Here is a 19113-nt window from a genome sequence, read left to right on the forward strand (position 1 = left end):
CGAGTTTGTGCTGATTTCGTGACAAATCGGTTGCAAGATCAATGTTTTGAACTCTTTTAGGTGTTTCCACCACCGATATGTGCAATTATCGACCAACTCGCAACGCAGCGAGTCTGACCGTGTGCGTGCCCAGAATGCTAGGAGAACCATGATGAAGTCCAAGCCGCTGCCCGCCGATCCCATGATTCGCCAGCTCATTCGCCAGGCGCAGAAGGCGCAGCTGGGTCGCCGAACTCTCCTCGCCGGTGCCGGTGCCGGTGCAACAGCTCTCGCGCTCGCCGCGTGCTCCACCGGAGCTGCGGCCAAGCCCACCGCTGCGGCCGACACGTCGGCTACTGACATGACCATCCGCTGGGACAACTGGGCGCTGTACATCGACGTCGACGATGCCGGCAATTACCCGACCCTCGACGCGTTCAAAGCGCAAACCGGCATCTCGGTCAAGTACACCGAAGCCGTCGACGACAACAACTCGTACTACGGCAAGGTCAAAGACCAGCTCGCCCTCGGCCAGGACATCGGAGCCGATGTCGCCTGCCTGACCGACTGGATGGTCAGCCGCATGATCCGTTTTGGCTACACCCAGGAACTCGACCACGCCAATATCCCCAACCTCTCCAATCTCCTGCCGTCACTGCAGAACGTCGACTTCGACCCGGGCCGGGCTATGAGCATCCCCTGGCAGGGCGGCTTCGCTGGCCTGGCCTGGAACAAGGAAAAGTACCCGCAGGGCCTCAAATCGGTTGAAGACCTCTGGGTCCCCGAGCTGAAGGGTCGCGTCGGCGTACTCTCCGAAATGCGCGACACCATGGGCTTGATCATGCTCGATCACGGCGTCGACATCTCCGGAAAATGGGGCGAAAATGAATACACCGCCGCCATCGACGAATTCAAGAAGCAGGTCTCCGACGGCCAGATCCGCAACATCAAGGGCAACTCCTACAAGGAAGACCTCGCCAACGAAGACACCCTGGCCGCGATCGTCTGGTCCGGTGATATCGTGCAGCTCAATGCCGAAAATGGCGACAAGTGGGGCTTCATCGTTCCCGAAAAGGGCGGAACGCTCTGGAACGATAACTTCGTCGTGCCGATCGGTTCGCCGGGCAAGAAGAACGTCGAAGAACTCATCAACTACTACTACGACCCGGCCGTCGCCGCCGAGGTCGCCGCCTACGTCAACTACATCACCCCCGTCGCCGGTGCCAAAGAAGCCATGATGGCCATCGACCCGACGCTGGCCGAAGATCCGTTGATCTTTCCCGACGACGCGACCCTCGCCAACGCCTACGTGTTCCGGGGGCTCGACGGCACAGAGGAGCAGACCTTCAACGCTCAGTTCCAAGCGATCCTGCTGGGTGCAGCCTGATGGTCATCGGTGCGTTCGCTGATCGTGGCGCCGACCTGGAGCTGGTCGGCATCGAGAAACGTTTCCCCGGGTTCACCGCTATTGAAAATCTCAACCTCACTATTCCGGCCGGGTCGTTCTTCGCGCTGCTCGGCCCCTCGGGCTGCGGCAAGACGACCACCCTGCGTCTGGTCGCCGGCCTCGAAGAGCCCACGAGCGGCCGCATCCTGATCGGGGGAACGGATGTGACCAATCAGAAATCCTTCCAGCGCCCGGTCAACACCGTGTTCCAGAGCTACGCCCTGTTTCCGCACATGACCGTGCTCGAGAACGTCGCCTTCGGTCTCCGCCGCCGCAAGATCGGCGATCCGGTGGCCAAAGCGCACGAGGCGCTGCTGCTAGTGGAGCTCGATCACCTGGCCCACCGCAAACCGCAGCAGTTGTCCGGCGGTCAGCAGCAGCGCGTGGCCCTGGCCCGCGCCATCGTCAACCGGCCGGCATTGCTCCTGCTCGACGAACCGCTTGGGGCCCTCGACCTCAAGCTGCGGCGCCAGATGCAGCTCGAGTTGAAGACCATCCAGGAGGAGGTCGGCCTCACTTTTCTGCACGTGACCCACGACCAGGAGGAGGCCATGACCATGGCCGACACCATCGCGGTCATGAACAAGGGGCGCATCGAGCAGATGGGTGAACCGCAGCAGCTCTACGAACTGCCCAAGACCGCCTTCGTGGCGAACTTTCTCGGCCAGTCCAACCTGTTCACCGGCCCCGTCGTGTCCACCACGAGTACCGCCATCGCGGTCGACGTGTCCGGGCAGAAGATCGTGGTGCCGCTTGAGCGCGCGCACCGAATCTCGGGCGAGGTCACGATCGGTGTGCGCCCCGAAAAACTCACCCTGCACGCCGACGAACCGGCCTACGACGCCGGACGCAATACGATGGGCCCGGGCAAGGTCATCGATGTGTCGTTCAGCGGCGTCAGCACGCAGTACCTTGTCGCCGTTCCCGGCGTCGGAACACTCGTCGTGTTCGCCCAGAACGTGGCTTTCGGCCCGGCCGCGCACGTCGGTGCCGAAGTGTGGCTCAGCTGGAACGTCGACCACGGCTTCGGACTCGACGATGATCCAGCCGATGCTCCGCGGTTCGAGGCGGATCTCGACACCAAGACCATCGCGCAGCAGCGTCGGTCGTTGCTCGTCACGGAGCTTGAGGAGGCCTAAGGATGGCCTTCGCCGCATTCTCGACCGCGACTGCGCCGTCGACCGACCCCGTCGCCCGGCGTCGCAGCCCGGTGGCGCTGTTTCTGCTGTTGCCGGGCATCCTCTATCTGGTGCTGTTTTTTCTGACCCCTTTGGTCTCGCTGCTGCTGACGTCGTTTCAGACGCCCCGGGAGTTCGGTGACATCGGCCAGTACGACTATGCCTTCCGCTGGCAGAACTACACCGAGGTCATCACGACCTACTGGCCTCACATCGTGCGATCGTTCAGCTACGCACTGGCCGCGACGTTCTTCGCGCTCGTGATCAGCTACCCGCTGGCCTACTTTATCGGCGTGAAAGCCCGCAAATGGCCGCTACTGCAGAGCCTCATGCTCGTACTCGTGATCGCACCGTTTTTCATCAGCTTTCTGCTGCGCACCCTGGCCTGGAAGCAGCTGTTCTCCGACGAGTCTTTCGTGGTGCAGTCGCTCAAAGCGCTCTCGCTGCTGGGACCGGAAGCACACGTGACCGGCACCGCGTTTTCGGTGATCTTCGGCCTGACCTACAATTTCATTCCGTTCATGACCCTGCCGTTGTACACGACGCTGGAGCGGCTCGACGTGCGTTACCTCGAGGCCGGCAACGACCTCTATGCGAGCCCATTCCAGGTGTTCCGCAAGATCACCATTCCGCTGTCGATGCCCGGCATCGTGGCGGGCACCCTGCTCACTTTCATCCCTGCGGCCGGTGACTATATCAACGCCAGTCGGGACTTTCTCGGTGGTACCGGCACCCAGATGATGGGAAACGTGATCGAGGCGAACTTCCTCGTGCTGCAGAATTACCCCTCGGCGGCGGCCCTGTCCATCATTCTGATGACCGTCATCCTGGTGATCGTCAGTATCTACGTCAAGCGATCCGGAACGGAGGAACTGCTGTGAAACTCTCCCTCGGCAAATGGCTGCTGCCCGCCTACAGCGGGTTGGCGCTGCTGTTCCTGATGATTCCTATCGGCTACACCTTCGTTTACTCCTTCAACGACTCCCTCAAATCCAACATCACCTGGCGCGGATTCACCTTCGACAAGTGGCTCAATGTCTGCAACGTACAAAATGGTGCTGTCTGTCAAGCCTTCGGCAACAGCCTGTTCATCGGCGCCGTGGCCACGGTCGTCGCGACCACCCTCGGCACCATGATCGCGATCGCCATCGTGCGCTACCGGTTCAAGTTTCGGTCACAGACCAGCCTGCTGCTGTTTTTGCCGATGGCCACCCCGGAGGTCGTGCTCGGCGCCGGCCTGGCGGCGCAGTTTCTGTCGCTCGGTGTGCCGAAGGACATGCTGACGATCATTCTGGCGCACACCATGTTCTGCATCAGCTTCGTCGTAGTCACGGTGAAGGCCCGGGTGGCCAGCCTCGACCCGGCTCTGGAAGAAGCCGGCCGCGACCTGTACGGCTCCGCCTGGCAGGTATTCGCGCGCATCACCTTTCCGCTGCTGCTGCCCGGCATTCTCGCGGCCGCTCTGTTGTCGTTCGCGTTGTCCTTTGACGACTTCATCATCACGAACTTCAACTCCGGGGCGGTGACGACGTTCCCCAAGTACATCTACATTTCGGCGGCACGCGGAATTCCGGCGGAGGCCAACGTGCTCGCGTCGGCCGTGTTCATTCTCGCGCTTGTCGTGGTCGTGACAGTGCAGGTGTCCGGGGCGGCGAAGGCGCGGCGGCTGGCCAAGCTGAGCTAAATGTAGCTGGCGCGAATCTCTCCGACCGGACGGCCGCCGCCGGTAACCGTGAGGCCGAGCTCGGGCAGCAACTGCGCGACGTCAGCTCGCTGGATCGCCCCAGCGTCCGCCAGCAGGCTGACTGCAACCGCAGCGGCGGCCCGCAGGTTGCCGTCGAGTATCTTCAATGCCACGGTGGTACCGTTTTCGGCGGCTGCGACCATGATTCCCTCCGCGCCGCCCTTCATGAACAGGCCGAGCCGGTCGATCACGATGCTGTCGGAGTGGCCGGGACCGGCCACCACCCAGCCATTGGCGCGCACCGCTTCGGCCAGAAAACCGGCCTCGCGGTAGATCGCGAACGGGGAGTTGGACTTGCTGGTGGCAATGCGCGCGATCCCGCGCGCCAGGCCCCCGAGGGAGATCGCGTGGACCGGGGCGCCGCAGCCGTCGATACCGGAGGCGACCGGTCGTTCGCCGGTGAAGCGTTCGAGCACGTCGAGGATGCGCTTTTGCAGCGGATGCGCCGGGTCCAGATAGCCGTCCAGCGCCCAGCCGTTCTGCTGGCAGGCCACGAGCATGGCCGCATGCTTGCCCGAGCACTCCATGTAGACCGGTGCCTTGGTGGCACCGAGGCGCACGAGAGCGTCTCGGGCGGCGGAGTCGATCGGCCAGGCAGCAGGGCACGCGAGCGCCGTTTCCGGAACTCCGGCCCGGGAGAGCAGGCCGCGAACGAGTTCGATGTGGGCGGCGGTGCCGCTGTGACTCGCGGTAGCGATGGCGGCATCCGCTCCCCGCAGGGTGGCGCCGCTGGCCATGACCGCGACGGCCTGGAACGGTTTCATCGCCGAGCGCGGAAAGACCGCGCTGGTGACGTCGCCGAGCGCCCGCAACACCTCGCCGTTGGTGCCGAGCACGATCGCCGAACCGGCGTGGCGGGATTCGACGAAGCCGCTGCGCTCCACGACGGCGAGCTCGACGGAATCGTCGACCGTAAAGGTTTCAGACACAGTGGCTACAGCGCGGCCATGGCGTCGTCGATCACCGAGAGGGCGTCGACGATCAGGGCATCAGACAGCGCGAGACTCGGCAGAAAACGCAGCACGTTGCCGTAGGTGCCGGCGGTGAGCAGCAGCACGCCGTGCTGGCCGGCGTAGGTCGAAATCGCGCTCACCGCGGCGGCGTTGGGCGCCTTCGTCGTGTCGCCGGTACCGGGCTGCACCAGCTCGATCGCCATCATGGCACCGTGCCCGCGAATCTCGCCGATGATGTCGTACTTGTTCTTGAGCGCGGTCAGGCCCGCCGTGAGCGACCGCTCGATGCGCTGTGCTTCGCCGAGCAGGTTGTTCGCGTCGATGGCCTCGAACACAGCGATCGCAGCGGCACAGGAGACCGGGTTGCCACCAAAGGTGCCGCCGAGGCCGCCGGGCTGGGAAGCATCCATGATTTCAGCGCGGCCGGTGACGGCGGCGAGCGGGAAGCCCCCGGCGATGCCCTTGGCACTGAGCACGAGGTCGGGGATCCAGCCGAAGTGCTCACTCGCGTAGTACTTACCCGAGCGCGCCATGCCGCTCTGGATCTCATCGGCGATCATGACGACACCGTTCTTGGTGCACCATTCCTGCAGGGCGGGCAGGTATCCATCCGCTGGCACCATGAAACCGCCCTCACCCTGGATGGGTTCGACGACCAGACAGGCCAGATCGGATGCCCCGATCACCTTGTCGAGGTAGGCGATGGTGCGGGCGGCCGCCTCGGAACCGGTCAGGCCGTCGTGATAGGGGTAGGAACTCGGGGCGTGGTAGACATCGCTCGCGAGGGGACCGTAGCCGGTGGCGTAGGGCATGGCCTTGTAGTTCATGGCCATGGTCAGCACGGTGCGGCCATGGTAGGCGTGGTCGAGTACCGCGACGGCGCGGCGACCGGTGTACTTGCGGGCGATCTTCACGCCGTTTTCGACGGCTTCGGCGCCGGAGTTGATGAGCACGCTCTTCTTCGGGAAATTACCCGGGGTGTGCTCGGCGAGCAGCTCGGCGACGCGCACGTACTCTTCATAGGGGGTGACGGTGAACAGGGTGTGGATGAAGTCCTGGGACTGTTCGATGGCCGCGGCAACGACGCTGGTCTCGGCGTGGCCGATCGTGGTGACGCCGATTCCGGCACCGAGGTCGATGAACTGGTTGCCGTCAACATCAACGAGGATCGCCCCGTTGGCCTTGGCAATGTAAACGGGGAGCATGGAGCTGACGCCGTCGGAGACGACCGCTCGACGCCGCTCCTGCAACGCTGCAGAGATCGGACCGGGAATGGCCGTGACGATCTTTCGTTCTTGCGCGACGGAGTACGTGGTCGCGGCGGCAGTGGTAGCAGAGTTTGTGAGGGTGTCAGTCATGATGCTTCCACTTTACCGATCTCATTCCCCACGAGGCTGGTTGTGCTGTCAGAATTACTGAAGGAGATAGCGATTTCGAGGGGGAATCATGCTCGGCGAGCACAATTACGCGGTACGGGTCGACTGGACCGGCAATGAGGGCAGTGGTACGAGCAGCTATCGGGCCTACGGCCGACAGCACACGATCACGCCGGTGGGCAAGGGAGCCGAGGTCAAGGCCGTCATCAAGGGATCGAGCGACCCGACTTTTCACGGAAATGCCGAACGCTGGAACCCGGAAGAGCTGCTGCTCGCCGCGCTCAGCCAGTGCCACATGCTCTCCTACCTGCACGTGGCCGTGCGGCACGGGGTGACGGTCACCGCCTATACCGACTCCGCGGTCGGAGTGATGCGCCAGCGGCCGGGCGGCGGCGGAAGTTTCGCATCCGCTACCCTGCGCCCGCGCGTGACGATAAGTGACCCCACCCAGGTCGATTTTGCGCAGTCGCTGCACGCCGAGGCGGCGCGGGAGTGCTTCATCGGGGCCTCGATGAACTTTCCGGTCGTGCACGAGCCGGTCACCACGGTCTAGCAGCGTCCCGGAAGGACAGAAATTGCGCATGGCGCGGTAGTGCGGTTTGCGTAGTAGTGTGGGATCCGTTGAAGGTGTGAGCGAACGCTCGAGCCGATGAAGGGGATGCCGATGGATACCACCCAGTTACTCAAGGGGGTGCTTGACATGGCCGTTCTGGCCGTCATCGTTGACGACGACGGCTACGGCTATGACATCGTGCGCCGATTGCGCGCCGCCGGACTCGACGAGGTCGGCGACGCTTCGGTCTACGGCACCCTGCGGCGGCTGTACAGCGCGGGGGCGTTGTCGAGCTACGTGGTGCCGTCGGACGGCGGGCCGCACCGCAAGTACTACGGAATGAACCCGCACGGCCGGGCCATGCTCGCCGAACAGTGCGCGAACTGGACCCACTTTGCCGACACTCTCACCCAGCTGCTCGAGAATCCGCAGCGCTCCGCTCTCCTACCCACGATCGGCGACAACTCATGAGCGAAACAGCTACGACTCCGCAGTCCATTCGCGACTTTGCCCTGGCCGTGCGAGCGGCCCTGAACGATCTTCCCGCTGATGACGTCGACGACCTCACCGACGGCCTCGAAGCCGACCTCACCGAGCAGGCCGCCGACGTGGATGCCGGCGATGCCGCGGCGCCCGAGGTTGACCTCGGCGATCCGGTCGCCTACGCCGGCGAGTTGCGTGGCGCGGCCGGGCTTCCCGTGCGGGGAGCGACGCCCGAAGCCCGCGTGCCGCGGCTGCGCCGGCTGCGCACCCGGGTCGGTGCCGCGCGAGCTGGCGCGGCCCGGCGCATTCGTTCGAGTGCGGCCGGTGCGGCGGTGCTCGACTTTGTGCTCGCGTTGCGCCCCGCGTGGTGGGTGCTGCGCGGCTGGGTTGTCTATGCGGTCGCGGAGGTTTTCGCAGGTGGCGGGATCAGCACTGTGCCGACCGATCCACTGAGGTGGGTTGTGCTCACTGCTTTTGTGGTCTTGAGCGTGCAGTGGGGGCGCGGCCGGTGGCTGCCCTGGCGTTGGCTTCCCGGCTTTCGCACGGTGGTGAGCGTGTGCGCGGTTCTGGTGCTGCCGATCGTGCTGATGGTCACGGCCAACCAGGCCGGAACGCAGAACACTGCGTACGTGGACTACAACCCGGCTCCGACGCCCGGACTCATGCAGAGCGGCGAGCAGGTGACCAACGTGTTCGCCTACGATACCGACGGCCAGCCGCTCACCGACGTGCAGCTGTTCGACCAGAGCGGTCGTGCCCTCAACGTGGTCAACGACCCGGTCAATACGAACTACCTGCCCCAGCTTGATGCGGCCGGCGAGCAGGACATGGTGGTGCCGAGCCTGTTGGTGCCCGGCGGCGGCTGGAATGTGTTTCCGCTCCGGCTGGTGGCGTCAGGCGATATCGACTACGCTTACGACTTTCTTGGCCAGGCCTACCAGGCGGATGCCGCACCGTCGCCGTTTCCGTTCGCCCAGGTACGGCCCCTCGTGCCGGTGTCCGAAACGGGGGAGCCGACACCATCGCCGTCACCCACGCTCGTGCCGGTGCCGACAGCATCCGCTTCGCCAACGGCCGGACCATGATGCGCCCGGCCGGCGGTGGGGCGGCGGTCATCAGCCCCTCGGACATCGACCTGCCGCCGACCCAGTCCGTCGACATCACGGACTGGGTGAGGGGCGACTACGCGGGGTAGGCGGCTACCAGCGCAGCGAGGGCCTCCTCGAGCACGGTGGCAGCATCGTCGATGAGCTCGTCAGAGATCACGACACTCGGCATGATGCGCAGCACCGAATCCCAGCTGCCGGCGTCGAGCGCGATGACACCGTTCGTGGTGGCGTGCTTGATCACGGCGGTCAGGGCCTCGGGGTAGGGCTTCTTGGTTCCCGGGTGCACGAGCTCGACGCCGAACATGGCGCCCTTGCCGCGGACTTCGCCGACGATGGAGAACTTCTCGGCCCAGTCGCCGATTCGCGCCCAGAGGGCGGCTTCCACCCGCTTGGCCTCACCGAGCAGATTGTCCCGCTCGATCAGGTTGAACACTGCGAGGGCGGCCGCGGTGGAGACCGGGTTGCCGCCGAAGGTGCCGCCGATGCCGCCGGGCTGCACGGAGTCCATGATGTCGGCGCGGCCGGTGACGGCGGCCAGCGGAAAGCCGCCGGCGATGCCCTTGGCGGTCGTGACCAGGTCGGGAACGACATCGTGGTGCTCGATCGAGTACCAGACGCCGGTTCGGGCGATGCCGGCCTGAATCTCATCGGCCACGAAGACGATGCCGTTCTCAGTGCAAAATTCGCGAATGCGCTTGAAATAGCCGGGTGCAGGAATAACGATGCCGCCGTCGCCCTGGATCGGCTCGACGAAGAACGCCGCGACCTCGGTCGCGCCGATGTGGGTATTGATGTAGTCGATGGTCTTCTCAGCCGCTTCCAGACCACTCAGGCCGTCACGGAACGGGTAGCTCGTCGGCACGCTGTAGATCTCGCCGGGGAACGGGCCCATTCCGGCGCGCTCCGGCCACGGCCGGTAGGTCATCGCCATGGTCAGGTTGGTACGACCGTGAAAAGCGTGGTCGAGGGCCACGATGGCCCGGCGTCCGGTGAACTTGCGGGCGATCTTCACCGCGTTCTCCACCGCTTCCGCGCCGGTATTCACGAGCACCGAGTGCTTCTCGAAATCGCCGGGGGTGATCTGGCTAAGTTTCTCGGCGACCGCCACGTAGTTCTCGTAGGGCGTGACCGTGAAAAGAGTGTGGGTCAGTTTCGCTGCCTGAGCGGATGCTGCCGCCGCGACGTCGGGATGCGCGTGACCGATCGTGGTCACCCCGATACCGCAGCCGAGGTCGATGATCTGGTTGCCATCAACGTCGACCAGGATCGCTCCGGCGCCGTGGTCCATGTAAATGTTGGCGAGCGTTCCGGCGCCGCGGGCAACCGTTTTCTCTCGCCTGGCCTGAAGCTCGACCGACTTGGGGCCGGGGAGAGCCGTCACGAGCTTGCGTTTCTGGGGCACCGAATACGTAGCAGTCATTGCTCCAGCCTATGACCGCCAGCTCGACGGTAAGACCGCGGCTACAGGCGTTCGCGCGGAAAGACCCGGTGGGCGAGGCGATTGAGGGTACCGACTGGTGGCGATTCGTTGTAGGCGTTGGCCAATTCCTGACCGGACAGTCGGTGGATGGCCGCCATGATCTCATCCGTTGCCTGCCGGCGTGCCTTACCGGAGGTGGCCGGGCCGTGATGGCCGAGGTCGAGCGGTTCACCGAAGGTGACAGTGACCTTGCGAATACGCGGCACCTTGGTGCCGACCGGCTGAATCTCCTGGGTGCCGATCAAACCGACCGGAACGACGACCGCGCCCGTGGTGAGGGCGAGCCAGGCGACGCCCGTGCGGCCCTTATAGAGGCGGCCGTCGAGCGAGCGGGTGCCCTCCGGGTAGATCGCGAATGCGCCCTCGGCCTCGAGCACGGCACGGCCGGCGTCGAGAGCGACCTGCGCGGCCTGGCCGGCTCCGCGTTCCACACCGATGGCGCCGATGGCGGTGAAGAATGTTCGTGACACCCAGCCCTGGAATCCGGTCCCGGTGAAGTAGGTCGACTTGGCCAGAAACTGCACGCGGCGGGTCGCGACGAGGGGAATGACGATGCTGTCGATGAAGGAGAGGTGGTTGCTGGCGAGAATGACGCGGCCGGTGGCCGGAATATTCTCGCGCCCGATAATGCTCGGTCGAAAAACGATTCGGGCGACGGGGGCCATGATGCCGTAGCCGAGAAAATAGACGAATCCCGGTCGCTTGACACGCTCCTGATCGTCGGCCTGTTCGGCCGGAACGCCTTGATCAGAACTATCGATCGTGATGGTTTCGGCGTTGTCTTTGGGTTCTGCATCGGCACCAGTCACCCGTCGACACTACGCCACCACTGGCCAGCATCGAACATACGCCGCGCCCGGCACCTAGCATGGAGGTATGCGCAGAGTAATCATTCTCGGGTCCACTGGCTCGATCGGAACCCAGGCGCTCGACGTCATTCGTGCCAATCCGGAGCGGTTTGAGGTGGTCGGCCTCGCGGCCGGAAGCAACCGAGAACTGCTCGATGCGCAGGCCCTGGACTTTCAGGTCGAGCACACCGCCCTGGGAGCGGATGCTGCGGAGCAGCTCGTGCGGGACGTCGACGTCGACGTCGTGCTCAACGGCATCACCGGTTCGGTCGGCTTGGGGCCGACCCTGGCCGCGCTGAAAGCTGGTCGCACCCTGGCTCTGGCCAACAAAGAGTCGCTGATCGTCGGCGGCGAACTCGTGAAGAATCTTGCTGCACCAGGCCAGATCGTTCCGGTCGACTCCGAACACTCCGCCATCGCGCAGGCATTGCGCTCGGGAACCCAGCACGAGGTGCGTCGACTCGTGCTGACGGCATCCGGTGGGCCGTTTCGCGGTTACACCAGGGAACAGCTTGCCGGCGTGACGCCCGCGCAGGCCCTGGCCCACCCGACCTGGAACATGGGCCTGGTGGTCACCACCAACTCGGCCACCCTCGTGAACAAGGGACTCGAGATCATCGAGGCGCACCTTCTGTTCGACGTGGAATATGACCGCATCGACGCCGTCGTGCACCCGCAATCCGTGGTGCACTCTATGGTCGAATTCGTGGACGGATCGACCATCGCCCAGGCCAGCCCGCCCGACATGCGACTGCCGATCTCACTCGGGCTGGACTGGCCGAACCGCGTGGCTGCGGTCGGCGCTCCGATCGACTGGACCTTACCGCAGAGCTGGACCTTCGAGCCCCTCGACGACACGGCTTTTCCCGCGGTCGAACTCGCCAAGAAGGTCGGCCGACTAGGCGGCACCTATCCGGCCGTGTTCAACGCGGCCAACGAGCAGGCCGTCGCCGCTTTTCACTCCGGGCGCATCGGCTTTTTGAACATCGTCGACACGGTGCTGCGCGTGGTCGAGAGCCACGAGTACGATTCCGAGCTCACCCTCGAGTCACTCGCCGAGGCTGAACGTTGGGCGCGTGCCGCCGCCGATCAGCTCATCGCGGCAGGCTGACGGCCTAATTACACTCGCCCGCTTTGACCCGGTCCTTGTCGTCCAGGCACTCTTCGCGTGCGTCCTTGGCATCCTCGGCGGCCTTTTTCTCCGCGTCGCGCGCGTCTTCGGCGGCGTCCTTGGCATTCTGTTCCTCGGCGAGGGCCGCCGCTTCGGCTGCGGCTTCAGCAGCGATAGCAGCAGCTTCGATCTCAACCGTCAGATCGGTGCTGACCAGGTTGATCGCGGTCTGAATCGACGCCGACCGTTCGGCGCTGACCTGGCCGGCGGCGGCCGCGGTGCGCAAATTACCCTGCATCGCGGTGAGGAGCGACTGGGCTTCGGTGAAGTCGCCGCCGGCCGCCGCCTCGGTGATGCCGAGCATCGCAGACTGCAGATTTTCGGCCGTGGCGGCCTGAAGTTCGACCGGCTCAGCCGCGCAACCGGCCAGCGGCAGGAGCAGAAGCAATCCGGAAACGAGCGCGAGGGTCAGTCGTTTGCGCATCACGGGTTCACGCTTTCCTGGAGCTGTTCGAGGTGCGTGCCGAGGGTGCCGTCGACCGCCGGATAACTCGGCGGAACCGCTGGCGGATCGTCTCCGCTGCCCAGAAACAACGCACCGAGCACGATCGCGGTGACCACCAGGGCCGCCAGGACGATCCAGAGGATGACCCGGTTGCGGCGCGGTGCAGGCGTGGTCCCCGTCTGCTTCCTGGAGATGGCCGCAGTTGCGGGTTTGGGCGTGGGGGCCGGATCGGCACGCAGCACCTCGGTCGCAGCCGCCTCAACTGCGCGAGCGGGTAGCAGCAGCGTGGCCACGGCCTGGTCTTCGGCTCCGGTCGCGAGCGCGCGGAGCAGCAGGGACGCCTCGGAAGCGGTGGGCCGGTCGCCGGTGTCGCGGGCGGTCATGGCTGCGAGTACCTCGGTCCAGTCCCGGCCGAGCGTGCTCGGAATCTCCGGCTGGCGTTGCAGCCTGGCCATCGCCGACTCCACGGCGGTTCCGGGGTAGGCGCGCACCCCGGTGAGGCATTCGAGCAGCACGAGACCGAGGGAATAGACATCCGTTGGTGCACCGATCAAAGCTCCGAGCGCCTGCTCGGGGCTCAGGTAGCTCGCGGTGCCGAGCAGCGAACCGGTCGCGGTGAGCCTTGACTCATCGAGCAGCCGGGCAATGCCGAAATCGGCGAGCTTGGCGTGCATGCTGCGCCCGGGAAAGCCGGAGGGCGACAGCAGTACGTTGGCTGGCTTGACGTCGCGGTGGATGATGCCCTGCTCGTGCACGTAGTGCAGCGCCTCGGCCAGATCGGCACCCATCACGGCCACCTCGAGGCTTGGCAGCGGGCCGCTCGCGATGCGGGCGCGCAGATCGGGGCCGTCCACGAGTTCCATCACGATGAAGGTGCGCGGCACGCCGTCGACGGTGGCGGTGCCGGCGTCGAACAGGGTGACCAGGGCGAAATGGTTCAGGCTCGCCAGCAGGGCGATCTCGCCGCTCTGACGCTCCGGCTCTGCGGCGCCACCATCAGCGCGAAAGAGTTTGACGGCCACTGTACGGCCGAGCGCGGTATCCGTTGCCCGATAAACGGATGCCATCCCGCCGGTGCCGATAAGGGTCTCGATCAGAAAACGGTCGCCAAGTAGGCTGCCCACCGGGCCGGGGGTCGGTAGCTGCTGGATGGGAATGGGTTCGTAAGACAGGGGGACCTCCTGGTGCGTCCACCCTCTAGCAAAGCACATGCGCACCCTAAAAGGGAGGTTCGGCCGCACAGCCAGCCCCTTTGCAGCTTGGTGCGGTTACTCTACGACAGTGGAAACCGTACTGCTGTTCATACTGGGCGTCGCGATCGTGGTCGTGGGACTCGCCGTGTCTATCGGCCTGCACGAAATCGGCCACCTCGTGCCCGCCAAGCTGTTTGGCGTCAAGGTAACCCAGTACATGATCGGCTTCGGCCCGACGCTCTGGTCGCGCACCAAGGGTGAGACCGAGTACGGCGTCAAGGCGCTGCCCCTCGGTGGCTATATCGCCATGATCGGCATGTTTCCACCGTCGAAAAAGGGCGGAGCTCCCCGCACCACCACTACCGGGTTCTTCGACCAGATGGTTCAGGAGGGCGAACCTGAGAAGAAGACCAGCGCCCTGTCCACCCTGGTCGACGATGCCCGCAAGGCCAGCGCGGAGACCATTGGCGATGGTGAAGAGCACCGCGCGTTCTATCAGCTGTCGGTCTACAAACGCGTGATCATCATGCTCGGTGGGCCCACCATGAACCTACTCATCGCCATCGTGATGTTCTCCATTCTGGTCATGGGATTCGGCAGCCCGCAGATCAGCACGACCATCGGCAGCGTGAGCCAGTGCGTGCTCCCCGCCTCGAGCGACCGGCAGACCTGCGAGTCAACCGATGAAGCCTCGCCCGGTGCCGCTGCCGGGTTGAAGCCTGGTGACCGATTGGTCAGCATCGGCGGAACAGCCATTACGAGCTGGGAGCAGTCGACCGAGGTCATCCGCTCGGCGCCCGGGCGCACTCTCGCCGCGGTGGTCGAGCGTGACGGCGCCGACGTCGACCTCTCGCTCACCCCCAAACTCACCGAACGCTACGTGTATACCGCCGACAACAAAATCAAAACGGACGCCTCCGGCGCTGCCATTACCGAGGAGGTCGGGTTCGTCGGCATCGGAGCGGCGAGCGAACTGGTGCCCCAGCCTGCGACAGCAGTGCTGCCCCTGGTGGGCGAAAACATCTCCGCCGTCGCGCACGTGATTCTCAACCTGCCCGACCGGCTCGTGGCCGTGGCCAAGGCCGCGTTCGGCCCGGGGGAGCGCGACCTGAACGGACCGATCAGCGTGGTGGGTGTTGGCCGGGTAGCCGGCGAACTGGCGAGCATGGACACCATTCCGGTCGCCACGAAGGTCGCCAGCATGCTGCAGCTGCTCGGATCGCTCAATATCGCCCTGTTCGTGTTCAACCTGGTGCCCTTGCTGCCACTCGACGGCGGCCACGTCGCCGGTGCACTGTGGGAAGGCATCCGTCGATTCTTCGCGAAGCTGTTCAAGCGGCCCGACCCCGGACCGGTCGACATGGCCAAGCTCATGCCGCTCACGCTGGCGGTCGTGGTTCTGCTCGGCGGGATGAGCCTGTTGCTCATCTACGCCGACATCGTCAAGCCCATCAACTTCTTCGGGTAGCCGGCAGGTACTTCCGCGGGCGGATGCGGCGCCCGGCGCACGGAAGTAGCATCAAGCCATGCCACCACACGGGGAGTACAGCGGGAACGGGTACGGCATGCCGCGGCCCGTTCGATTGTGGTTGCTCGTGGTGATCTTCTTTCTGATCCAGGTGCCGGCGGTGGCCGTGCTGGCCTGGCCGGGGCCGGGGCGGCTTCGACCGGTTTGACATGATGCGCGGACCCGGACCACTCCCGGATTCTGACCGGCCAAGCCTGGCCCTGATCGGGTGGTTTCTCGCCGTCGTTTTGGCCCTGATCGGCCCGCTCGCCCTGATCGGCGCCCGGCGGTTTCCCGGCCCGGTCGTGGCCGTCGTCGCCGCCGCGGCGGTGCATTCACCCTCGTGCGTTCCGACATCGGCCTGCCCTATGTTGCCCTGATTTTCGCGATCGTTCTCGGCATCGTGCGGGGCGTGCGCGTCTGGATGTACAGCTCCGTCGCAGCGGCCTGGGTTCTGGTTCTGGTTCTGGTTCTGGTGCTGGTGCTCGCGGGCGCGTTCGGGGTGGGGCTGCATCCGCTGCGGATCGCCGGAACCACCCTGGCGCTGGCCGTGTTCATGGGAATCGGGGAGGCCATCCGCTCGCGTCGGGAGCGTTTTGCCGAGCTGCGGCGCACGGGGACGCCCGTGGTATGTCGGCCGAACAGCGGGAACGCGTGCGCATCGGGGAGGCATCCGTTGTGTTGGCGCGCGAGAGCAGCGACGACCTGCTCACGGTCACCGACGACGGGTCGGCGCCGGCCGCATCATGAGCAAGCTCGCCGCACGTCCCGGCGACGGCGACAGCTACGGCCATGGCGGAATGATGAACGGCGGGTTCGGGTTCGGCTGGTGGTTCCTGCTGATCCCGTTGTTCTGGATCATCGTCGTCGCCGTACTGTTCGCCATCTTCGGACGGCGCTGGCGTCGCGGTATGCGGGAGGGTCACGGACACCCGGGCGGGCAAGGCCAGGCGGATGCCACGAGCGCTGAGAAGACCCTGGCCGAACGCTTCGCCCAGGGCGACATCGACGAGGTCGAGTACCGCGCCCGCCTCGAAGTGCTGCGCGCCAACCGCCCGGACAGTCAGGCACCGCCCGCCTAGAAGCCGTTACCGGGACAGCAGCAGCGCCTCACCCTGGCCGCCGCCGCCGCACAGCGCGACGGCGGCTTTGCCGGTGCCACGCCGGGCCAGTTCGAGGGCAGCGTGCAGTGCAATGCGCCCGCCGCTCGACCCAATCGGGTGGCCGATGGCGATGCCGCCACCGTGAATGTTCACGACATCGGCCGACACGCCGAGCACTTTCGACGACTGGGCCACGACCGAGGCGAACGCCTCGTTGATCTCGACCAGGTCGAGATCGGCGGCGGTCCAGCCCTCGCGCTTGAGGGCGTGCGCGATGGCATTGGCCGGCTGGGAGTGCAGGGAGTTGTCGGGGCCGGCCACCTGGCCGCTCGCGTTGATCACGGCGAGCCAAGGCAGGCCGTGCTTCTCGGCCCAGGCGCGACTGGTCACTACGACAGCGCTCGCGCCGTCACTGAGAGGGGCTGCATTGCCGGCAGTGATGCTCCCCGCCGGGTCGAATGCCGGGCGCAGGCGGCCGAGCGTCTCGGTCGTGCTTTCGGCGCGAACGCCCTCATCGGTGCTGATCAGGAGCGGCTCGCCCTTCCGCTGCGGCACGCTGATCGGAGTGATCTCGTCGCTGAACACATCACTCGCGGCTGCGGCAGCAGCGCGCTGGTGCGAGGCAGCGGCGATTTCGTCCTGCTCGAGGCGGGTCTGTCCGAGTTCAACGTTCGCGCGCTCGGTGGAGAGCCCCATCGAGAGGCCATCGAAGGCGTCGGTGAGTCCGTCGTGAGCGGCGTGGTCGAGCGCTGACACGGTTCCGTAATTCCAGCCCTGGCGGGAGCCAGGCAGCAGGTGGGGCGCGCGGGACATGGATTCCTGACCACCGGCCACGACGACATCCGCTTCGCCGAGCCGCACCAGGCGGGCGGCATCAATGACCGCGGCGAGGCCGGACAGACAGACCTTGTTGAGTGTCATCGCCGGCACATTCCATGGGATGCCTGCAGCCACGCTGGACTGCCGGGCCGGGTTCTGCCCACACCCGGCTTGCAGGACCTGACCCATGAGCACGAAGTCGACCTGCTCCGGTGCCACTCCAGCGCGGGCGAGGGCACCGGCAATGGCGGCGGCGCCGAGGTCGACGGCGGTGAGGGACGAGAGTTGCCCGTTCACGCGACCCTGCGGGGTGCGTGATCCGGCCAGGATTACGACGTCGGTTTCGGTCATCGGGACTCCTTTGTCAAAAAATTGATGCGTGCCACCCCAGCATATTGGCCACGTCTGGGTATCGGTTCACTCCTGCCTCTTGACAGTACCGTCGATCGCCCATAGATTCCTGATACCTGAACCACCTGTCAGGTTTGTAGAACGAGAGGCAAATTTCATGCGGGTAACAAAGATGTTCCTGGCCCCGGCAATTCTCGCCGTCGCCGCCCTGACCCTGGTCGGATGCGCCCCCACGGCCACGACCGGCGGCGCAGCCACCGATAATTCCACCACGAAGCTCGCGGTGCAGGTGGGCATGATCACCTCAGCGACCGGCCCGCTCGCCGCCTACGGCGCCGCGTACACCGCCGGGTTCAAGGCCGGCCTCGACTACGCCACCGACGGCACCGGCGCTGTCGACGGCCGCGAACTGGACATCACCTGGAAAGACGACCAGGGCAACCCCGACACCGCGGTCTCGGTCGCCAAAGACCTGATCGGGCAGGGATACCAGATTATGGCCGGCACCGTCGTGTCCGGAATCGCCGTCACCCTGGCCGAGCAGGCCGCGCAGAACAAGATTCTCTACATCTCGGGCCCGGCAGCCGCCGATGCCATCACCGGCCTCAACCAGTACACCTTCCGATCCGGCCGCCAGACCTATGAAGACGTTGCGACGGCAGGAACGTTCATCGGCGACCCGAGCGGCAAGAAGATCGTCGTCTTCGCCCAGGACAACGCCTTCGGTCAGGGCAACCTGGCCGGCGTCAAGGCCGTGCTCGGGGCCAAGGGCGCGACCGTCGATGGTGTACTTGTCGCCGAAGACGCAACCGAATTCACCCCCTTCGCGCAGCAATTGCTCGACGCCTCACCAGACCTCGTCTTCGTGGCCTGGGCCGGCGCCAGCACCGGTGCCATGTGGACCGCGCTGCAGCAGCAGGGCGTGTTCGATGCTGTTCCGGTTGTCACCGGCCTCGGTGATGTCTCGACCTACGGCGCGTACGGTGCCGCGAGCGGCAAGATCAGCTTTCTCTCGCACTACTTTGCGTCGGCCACCGACAACGAGCAGAGCAAAGCCATGATCAGCTACCTGAAAGCCAACGACGCACAGGCAGACCTGTTCTCGCCCGACGGTTTCGTGGCCGCGCAGATGCTCGTTCAGGCCGTTCGCGAGGGCGGTGGTGACAACGTCGATGACATGATCGCCTCGCTCGAGGGCTACACGTTCGACTCGGTCAAGGGTTCGATCACCATTCGTGCAGAAGACCACGCCGTGCTGCAGCCGATGTTCCAGGCCACGCTTAAGGAAGGCACCGACGGTACCTGGGCGCCGGAACTGATTGAGACTGTCGACGCCAAGACCGTCGCGCCGCCCATCGTCGCAGCAAAGTAGAT

At 65.4% G+C, this 19113-nt stretch carries 20 protein-coding genes; 13 read left to right on the forward strand and 7 right to left on the reverse strand.

Annotated elements, in window-relative coordinates:
* Positions 1 to 151 precede the first annotated feature (151 nt).
* The 4 genes from CXY78_RS06935 to CXY78_RS06950 are packed head-to-tail and all read left to right on the forward strand — an operon-like array spanning position 152 to position 4288.
* On the forward strand, positions 152 to 1366 hold the full coding sequence (locus CXY78_RS06935) for a PotD/PotF family extracellular solute-binding protein (protein WP_104088897.1): 1215 nt from the start codon (positions 152 to 154) through the stop codon (positions 1364 to 1366).
* Positions 1366 to 2565, forward strand: coding sequence for an ABC transporter ATP-binding protein (locus CXY78_RS06940; protein ID WP_104088758.1), 1200 nt, complete (start codon positions 1366 to 1368; stop codon positions 2563 to 2565). Before CXY78_RS06935 ends, CXY78_RS06940 begins: the two co-directional genes overlap by 1 nt.
* Positions 2566 to 2567: 2 nt before the next feature.
* Positions 2568 to 3485 (forward strand): ABC transporter permease, encoded by a 918-nt coding sequence (locus CXY78_RS06945; RefSeq protein WP_092340893.1) that lies wholly within the window; start codon positions 2568 to 2570, stop codon positions 3483 to 3485.
* A complete protein-coding gene (locus CXY78_RS06950) occupies positions 3482 to 4288 on the forward strand; it encodes an ABC transporter permease (RefSeq protein WP_233206115.1) in 807 nt (268 codons plus the stop codon). The genes CXY78_RS06945 and CXY78_RS06950 overlap by 4 nt, the downstream gene beginning before the upstream one ends.
* Here CXY78_RS06950 and CXY78_RS06955 read toward each other — a convergent pair.
* Both CXY78_RS06955 and gabT read right to left on the reverse strand, forming a co-directional pair.
* Positions 4285 to 5277 (reverse strand): asparaginase, encoded by a 993-nt coding sequence (locus CXY78_RS06955; RefSeq protein ID WP_104088760.1) that lies wholly within the window; start codon positions 5275 to 5277, stop codon positions 4285 to 4287. The genes CXY78_RS06950 and CXY78_RS06955 overlap by 4 nt on opposite strands.
* Before the next feature lie 5 nt (positions 5278 to 5282).
* Positions 5283 to 6659, reverse strand: a complete 1377-nt coding sequence (gene gabT / locus CXY78_RS06960; RefSeq protein WP_104088761.1) for a 4-aminobutyrate--2-oxoglutarate transaminase — start codon at positions 6657 to 6659, stop codon at positions 5283 to 5285.
* Positions 6660 to 6744: 85 nt separating this feature from the next.
* On the opposite strand from gabT, the gene CXY78_RS06965 reads away from it, so the two are divergent.
* The 3 genes from CXY78_RS06965 to CXY78_RS06975 all read left to right on the forward strand — a co-directional run bounded on the left by CXY78_RS06965 (position 6745) and on the right by CXY78_RS06975 (position 8798).
* Complete coding sequence (locus CXY78_RS06965; protein ID WP_092340896.1) at positions 6745 to 7230, forward strand: OsmC family protein; 486 nt, start codon at positions 6745 to 6747, stop codon at positions 7228 to 7230.
* A gap of 111 nt (positions 7231 to 7341) precedes the next feature.
* Entirely contained in the window at positions 7342 to 7701 is a 360-nt protein-coding gene (locus CXY78_RS06970; protein ID WP_092340897.1) for a PadR family transcriptional regulator, read from the forward strand.
* Positions 7698 to 8798, forward strand: a complete 1101-nt coding sequence (locus CXY78_RS06975) for a hypothetical protein (protein ID WP_104088763.1) — start codon at positions 7698 to 7700, stop codon at positions 8796 to 8798. The genes CXY78_RS06970 and CXY78_RS06975 overlap by 4 nt, the downstream gene beginning before the upstream one ends.
* Positions 8799 to 8895: 97 nt before the next feature.
* Here the strand turns inward: CXY78_RS06975 and CXY78_RS06980 are convergent, their stop codons facing one another.
* On the reverse strand, positions 8896 to 10242 hold the full coding sequence (locus CXY78_RS06980; RefSeq protein WP_092340899.1) for an aminotransferase class III-fold pyridoxal phosphate-dependent enzyme: 1347 nt from the start codon (positions 10240 to 10242) through the stop codon (positions 8896 to 8898).
* A gap of 41 nt (positions 10243 to 10283) precedes the next feature.
* A complete protein-coding gene (locus CXY78_RS06985) occupies positions 10284 to 11069 on the reverse strand; it encodes a lysophospholipid acyltransferase family protein (protein ID WP_369827278.1) in 786 nt (261 codons plus the stop codon).
* Positions 11070 to 11178: 109 nt separating this feature from the next.
* On the opposite strand from CXY78_RS06985, the gene dxr reads away from it, so the two are divergent.
* Positions 11179 to 12261 carry a 1-deoxy-D-xylulose-5-phosphate reductoisomerase gene (gene dxr, locus CXY78_RS06990; RefSeq protein WP_104088764.1) on the forward strand — a complete coding sequence of 361 codons (1083 nt, stop codon included), beginning with the start codon at positions 11179 to 11181 and terminating at the stop codon, positions 12259 to 12261.
* Between the two features lie 4 nt (positions 12262 to 12265).
* Here the strand turns inward: dxr and CXY78_RS06995 are convergent, their stop codons facing one another.
* A complete protein-coding gene (locus CXY78_RS06995) occupies positions 12266 to 12748 on the reverse strand; it encodes a mucin-associated surface protein (protein WP_134505290.1) in 483 nt (160 codons plus the stop codon).
* Positions 12745 to 13977 (reverse strand): serine/threonine-protein kinase, encoded by a 1233-nt coding sequence (locus CXY78_RS07000; protein ID WP_092340902.1) that lies wholly within the window; start codon positions 13975 to 13977, stop codon positions 12745 to 12747. Before CXY78_RS07000 ends, CXY78_RS06995 begins: the two co-directional genes overlap by 4 nt.
* A gap of 70 nt (positions 13978 to 14047) precedes the next feature.
* Between CXY78_RS07000 and CXY78_RS07005 the strand changes: the two genes are divergently transcribed.
* The 4 genes from CXY78_RS07005 (at position 14048) to CXY78_RS07015 (ending at position 16548) form a co-directional block, all read left to right on the forward strand.
* Positions 14048 to 15427, forward strand: coding sequence for an RIP metalloprotease (locus tag CXY78_RS07005; RefSeq protein ID WP_167552435.1), 1380 nt, complete (start codon positions 14048 to 14050; stop codon positions 15425 to 15427).
* A 58-nt stretch (positions 15428 to 15485) separates the two neighbouring features.
* Positions 15486 to 15635: a hypothetical protein gene (locus CXY78_RS20980; RefSeq protein WP_158253287.1), complete on the forward strand. Its 150-nt coding sequence runs from the start codon at positions 15486 to 15488 to the stop codon at positions 15633 to 15635.
* Between the two features lies 1 nt (position 15636).
* Positions 15637 to 15846: a hypothetical protein gene (locus CXY78_RS07010; protein ID WP_104088766.1), complete on the forward strand. Its 210-nt coding sequence runs from the start codon at positions 15637 to 15639 to the stop codon at positions 15844 to 15846.
* 366 nt (positions 15847 to 16212) lie between these two features.
* Complete coding sequence (locus tag CXY78_RS07015; protein ID WP_233197328.1) at positions 16213 to 16548, forward strand: SHOCT domain-containing protein; 336 nt, start codon at positions 16213 to 16215, stop codon at positions 16546 to 16548.
* A 6-nt stretch (positions 16549 to 16554) separates the two neighbouring features.
* Here CXY78_RS07015 and CXY78_RS07020 read toward each other — a convergent pair whose 3' ends face one another.
* Positions 16555 to 17739: an acetyl-CoA C-acetyltransferase gene (locus CXY78_RS07020; RefSeq protein WP_092340905.1), complete on the reverse strand. Its 1185-nt coding sequence runs from the start codon at positions 17737 to 17739 to the stop codon at positions 16555 to 16557.
* A gap of 157 nt (positions 17740 to 17896) precedes the next feature.
* On the opposite strand from CXY78_RS07020, the gene CXY78_RS07025 reads away from it, so the two are divergent.
* The gene (locus tag CXY78_RS07025; protein ID WP_092340907.1) at positions 17897 to 19111 is read left to right on the forward strand and encodes a substrate-binding domain-containing protein; all 1215 of its coding nucleotides are present in this window, start codon (positions 17897 to 17899) and stop codon (positions 19109 to 19111) included.
* Positions 19112 to 19113 lie beyond the last annotated feature (2 nt).

It is taken from the genome of Cryobacterium sp. N19, assembly GCF_002929595.1.
Taxonomy (GTDB): Bacteria; Actinomycetota; Actinomycetes; order Actinomycetales; family Microbacteriaceae; genus Cryobacterium; species Cryobacterium flavum.

What these genes read in the sequence shown, in the direction of transcription:
- CXY78_RS06935 (WP_104088897.1), top strand. Translation starts at nt 152, where the DNA reads ATGAAGTCCAAGCCGCTGCCCGCCGATCCCATGATTCGCCAGCTCATT.
- CXY78_RS06940 (WP_104088758.1), top strand. Translation starts at nt 1,366, where the DNA reads ATGGTCATCGGTGCGTTCGCTGATCGTGGCGCCGACCTGGAGCTGGTC.
- CXY78_RS06945 (WP_092340893.1), top strand. Translation starts at nt 2,568, where the DNA reads ATGGCCTTCGCCGCATTCTCGACCGCGACTGCGCCGTCGACCGACCCC.
- gabT (WP_104088761.1), bottom strand. Translation starts at nt 6,659, where the DNA reads ATGACTGACACCCTCACAAACTCTGCTACCACTGCCGCCGCGACCACG.
- CXY78_RS06970 (WP_092340897.1), top strand. Translation starts at nt 7,342, where the DNA reads ATGGATACCACCCAGTTACTCAAGGGGGTGCTTGACATGGCCGTTCTG.
- CXY78_RS06975 (WP_104088763.1), top strand. Translation starts at nt 7,698, where the DNA reads ATGAGCGAAACAGCTACGACTCCGCAGTCCATTCGCGACTTTGCCCTG.
- CXY78_RS06980 (WP_092340899.1), bottom strand. Translation starts at nt 10,242, where the DNA reads ATGACTGCTACGTATTCGGTGCCCCAGAAACGCAAGCTCGTGACGGCT.
- dxr (WP_104088764.1), top strand. Translation starts at nt 11,179, where the DNA reads ATGCGCAGAGTAATCATTCTCGGGTCCACTGGCTCGATCGGAACCCAG.
- CXY78_RS07000 (WP_092340902.1), bottom strand. Translation starts at nt 13,977, where the DNA reads ATGTGCTTTGCTAGAGGGTGGACGCACCAGGAGGTCCCCCTGTCTTAC.
- CXY78_RS20980 (WP_158253287.1), top strand. Translation starts at nt 15,486, where the DNA reads ATGCCACCACACGGGGAGTACAGCGGGAACGGGTACGGCATGCCGCGG.
- CXY78_RS07010 (WP_104088766.1), top strand. Translation starts at nt 15,637, where the DNA reads ATGATGCGCGGACCCGGACCACTCCCGGATTCTGACCGGCCAAGCCTG.
- CXY78_RS07015 (WP_233197328.1), top strand. Translation starts at nt 16,213, where the DNA reads ATGAGCAAGCTCGCCGCACGTCCCGGCGACGGCGACAGCTACGGCCAT.
- CXY78_RS07020 (WP_092340905.1), bottom strand. Translation starts at nt 17,739, where the DNA reads ATGACCGAAACCGACGTCGTAATCCTGGCCGGATCACGCACCCCGCAG.
- CXY78_RS07025 (WP_092340907.1), top strand. Translation starts at nt 17,897, where the DNA reads ATGCGGGTAACAAAGATGTTCCTGGCCCCGGCAATTCTCGCCGTCGCC.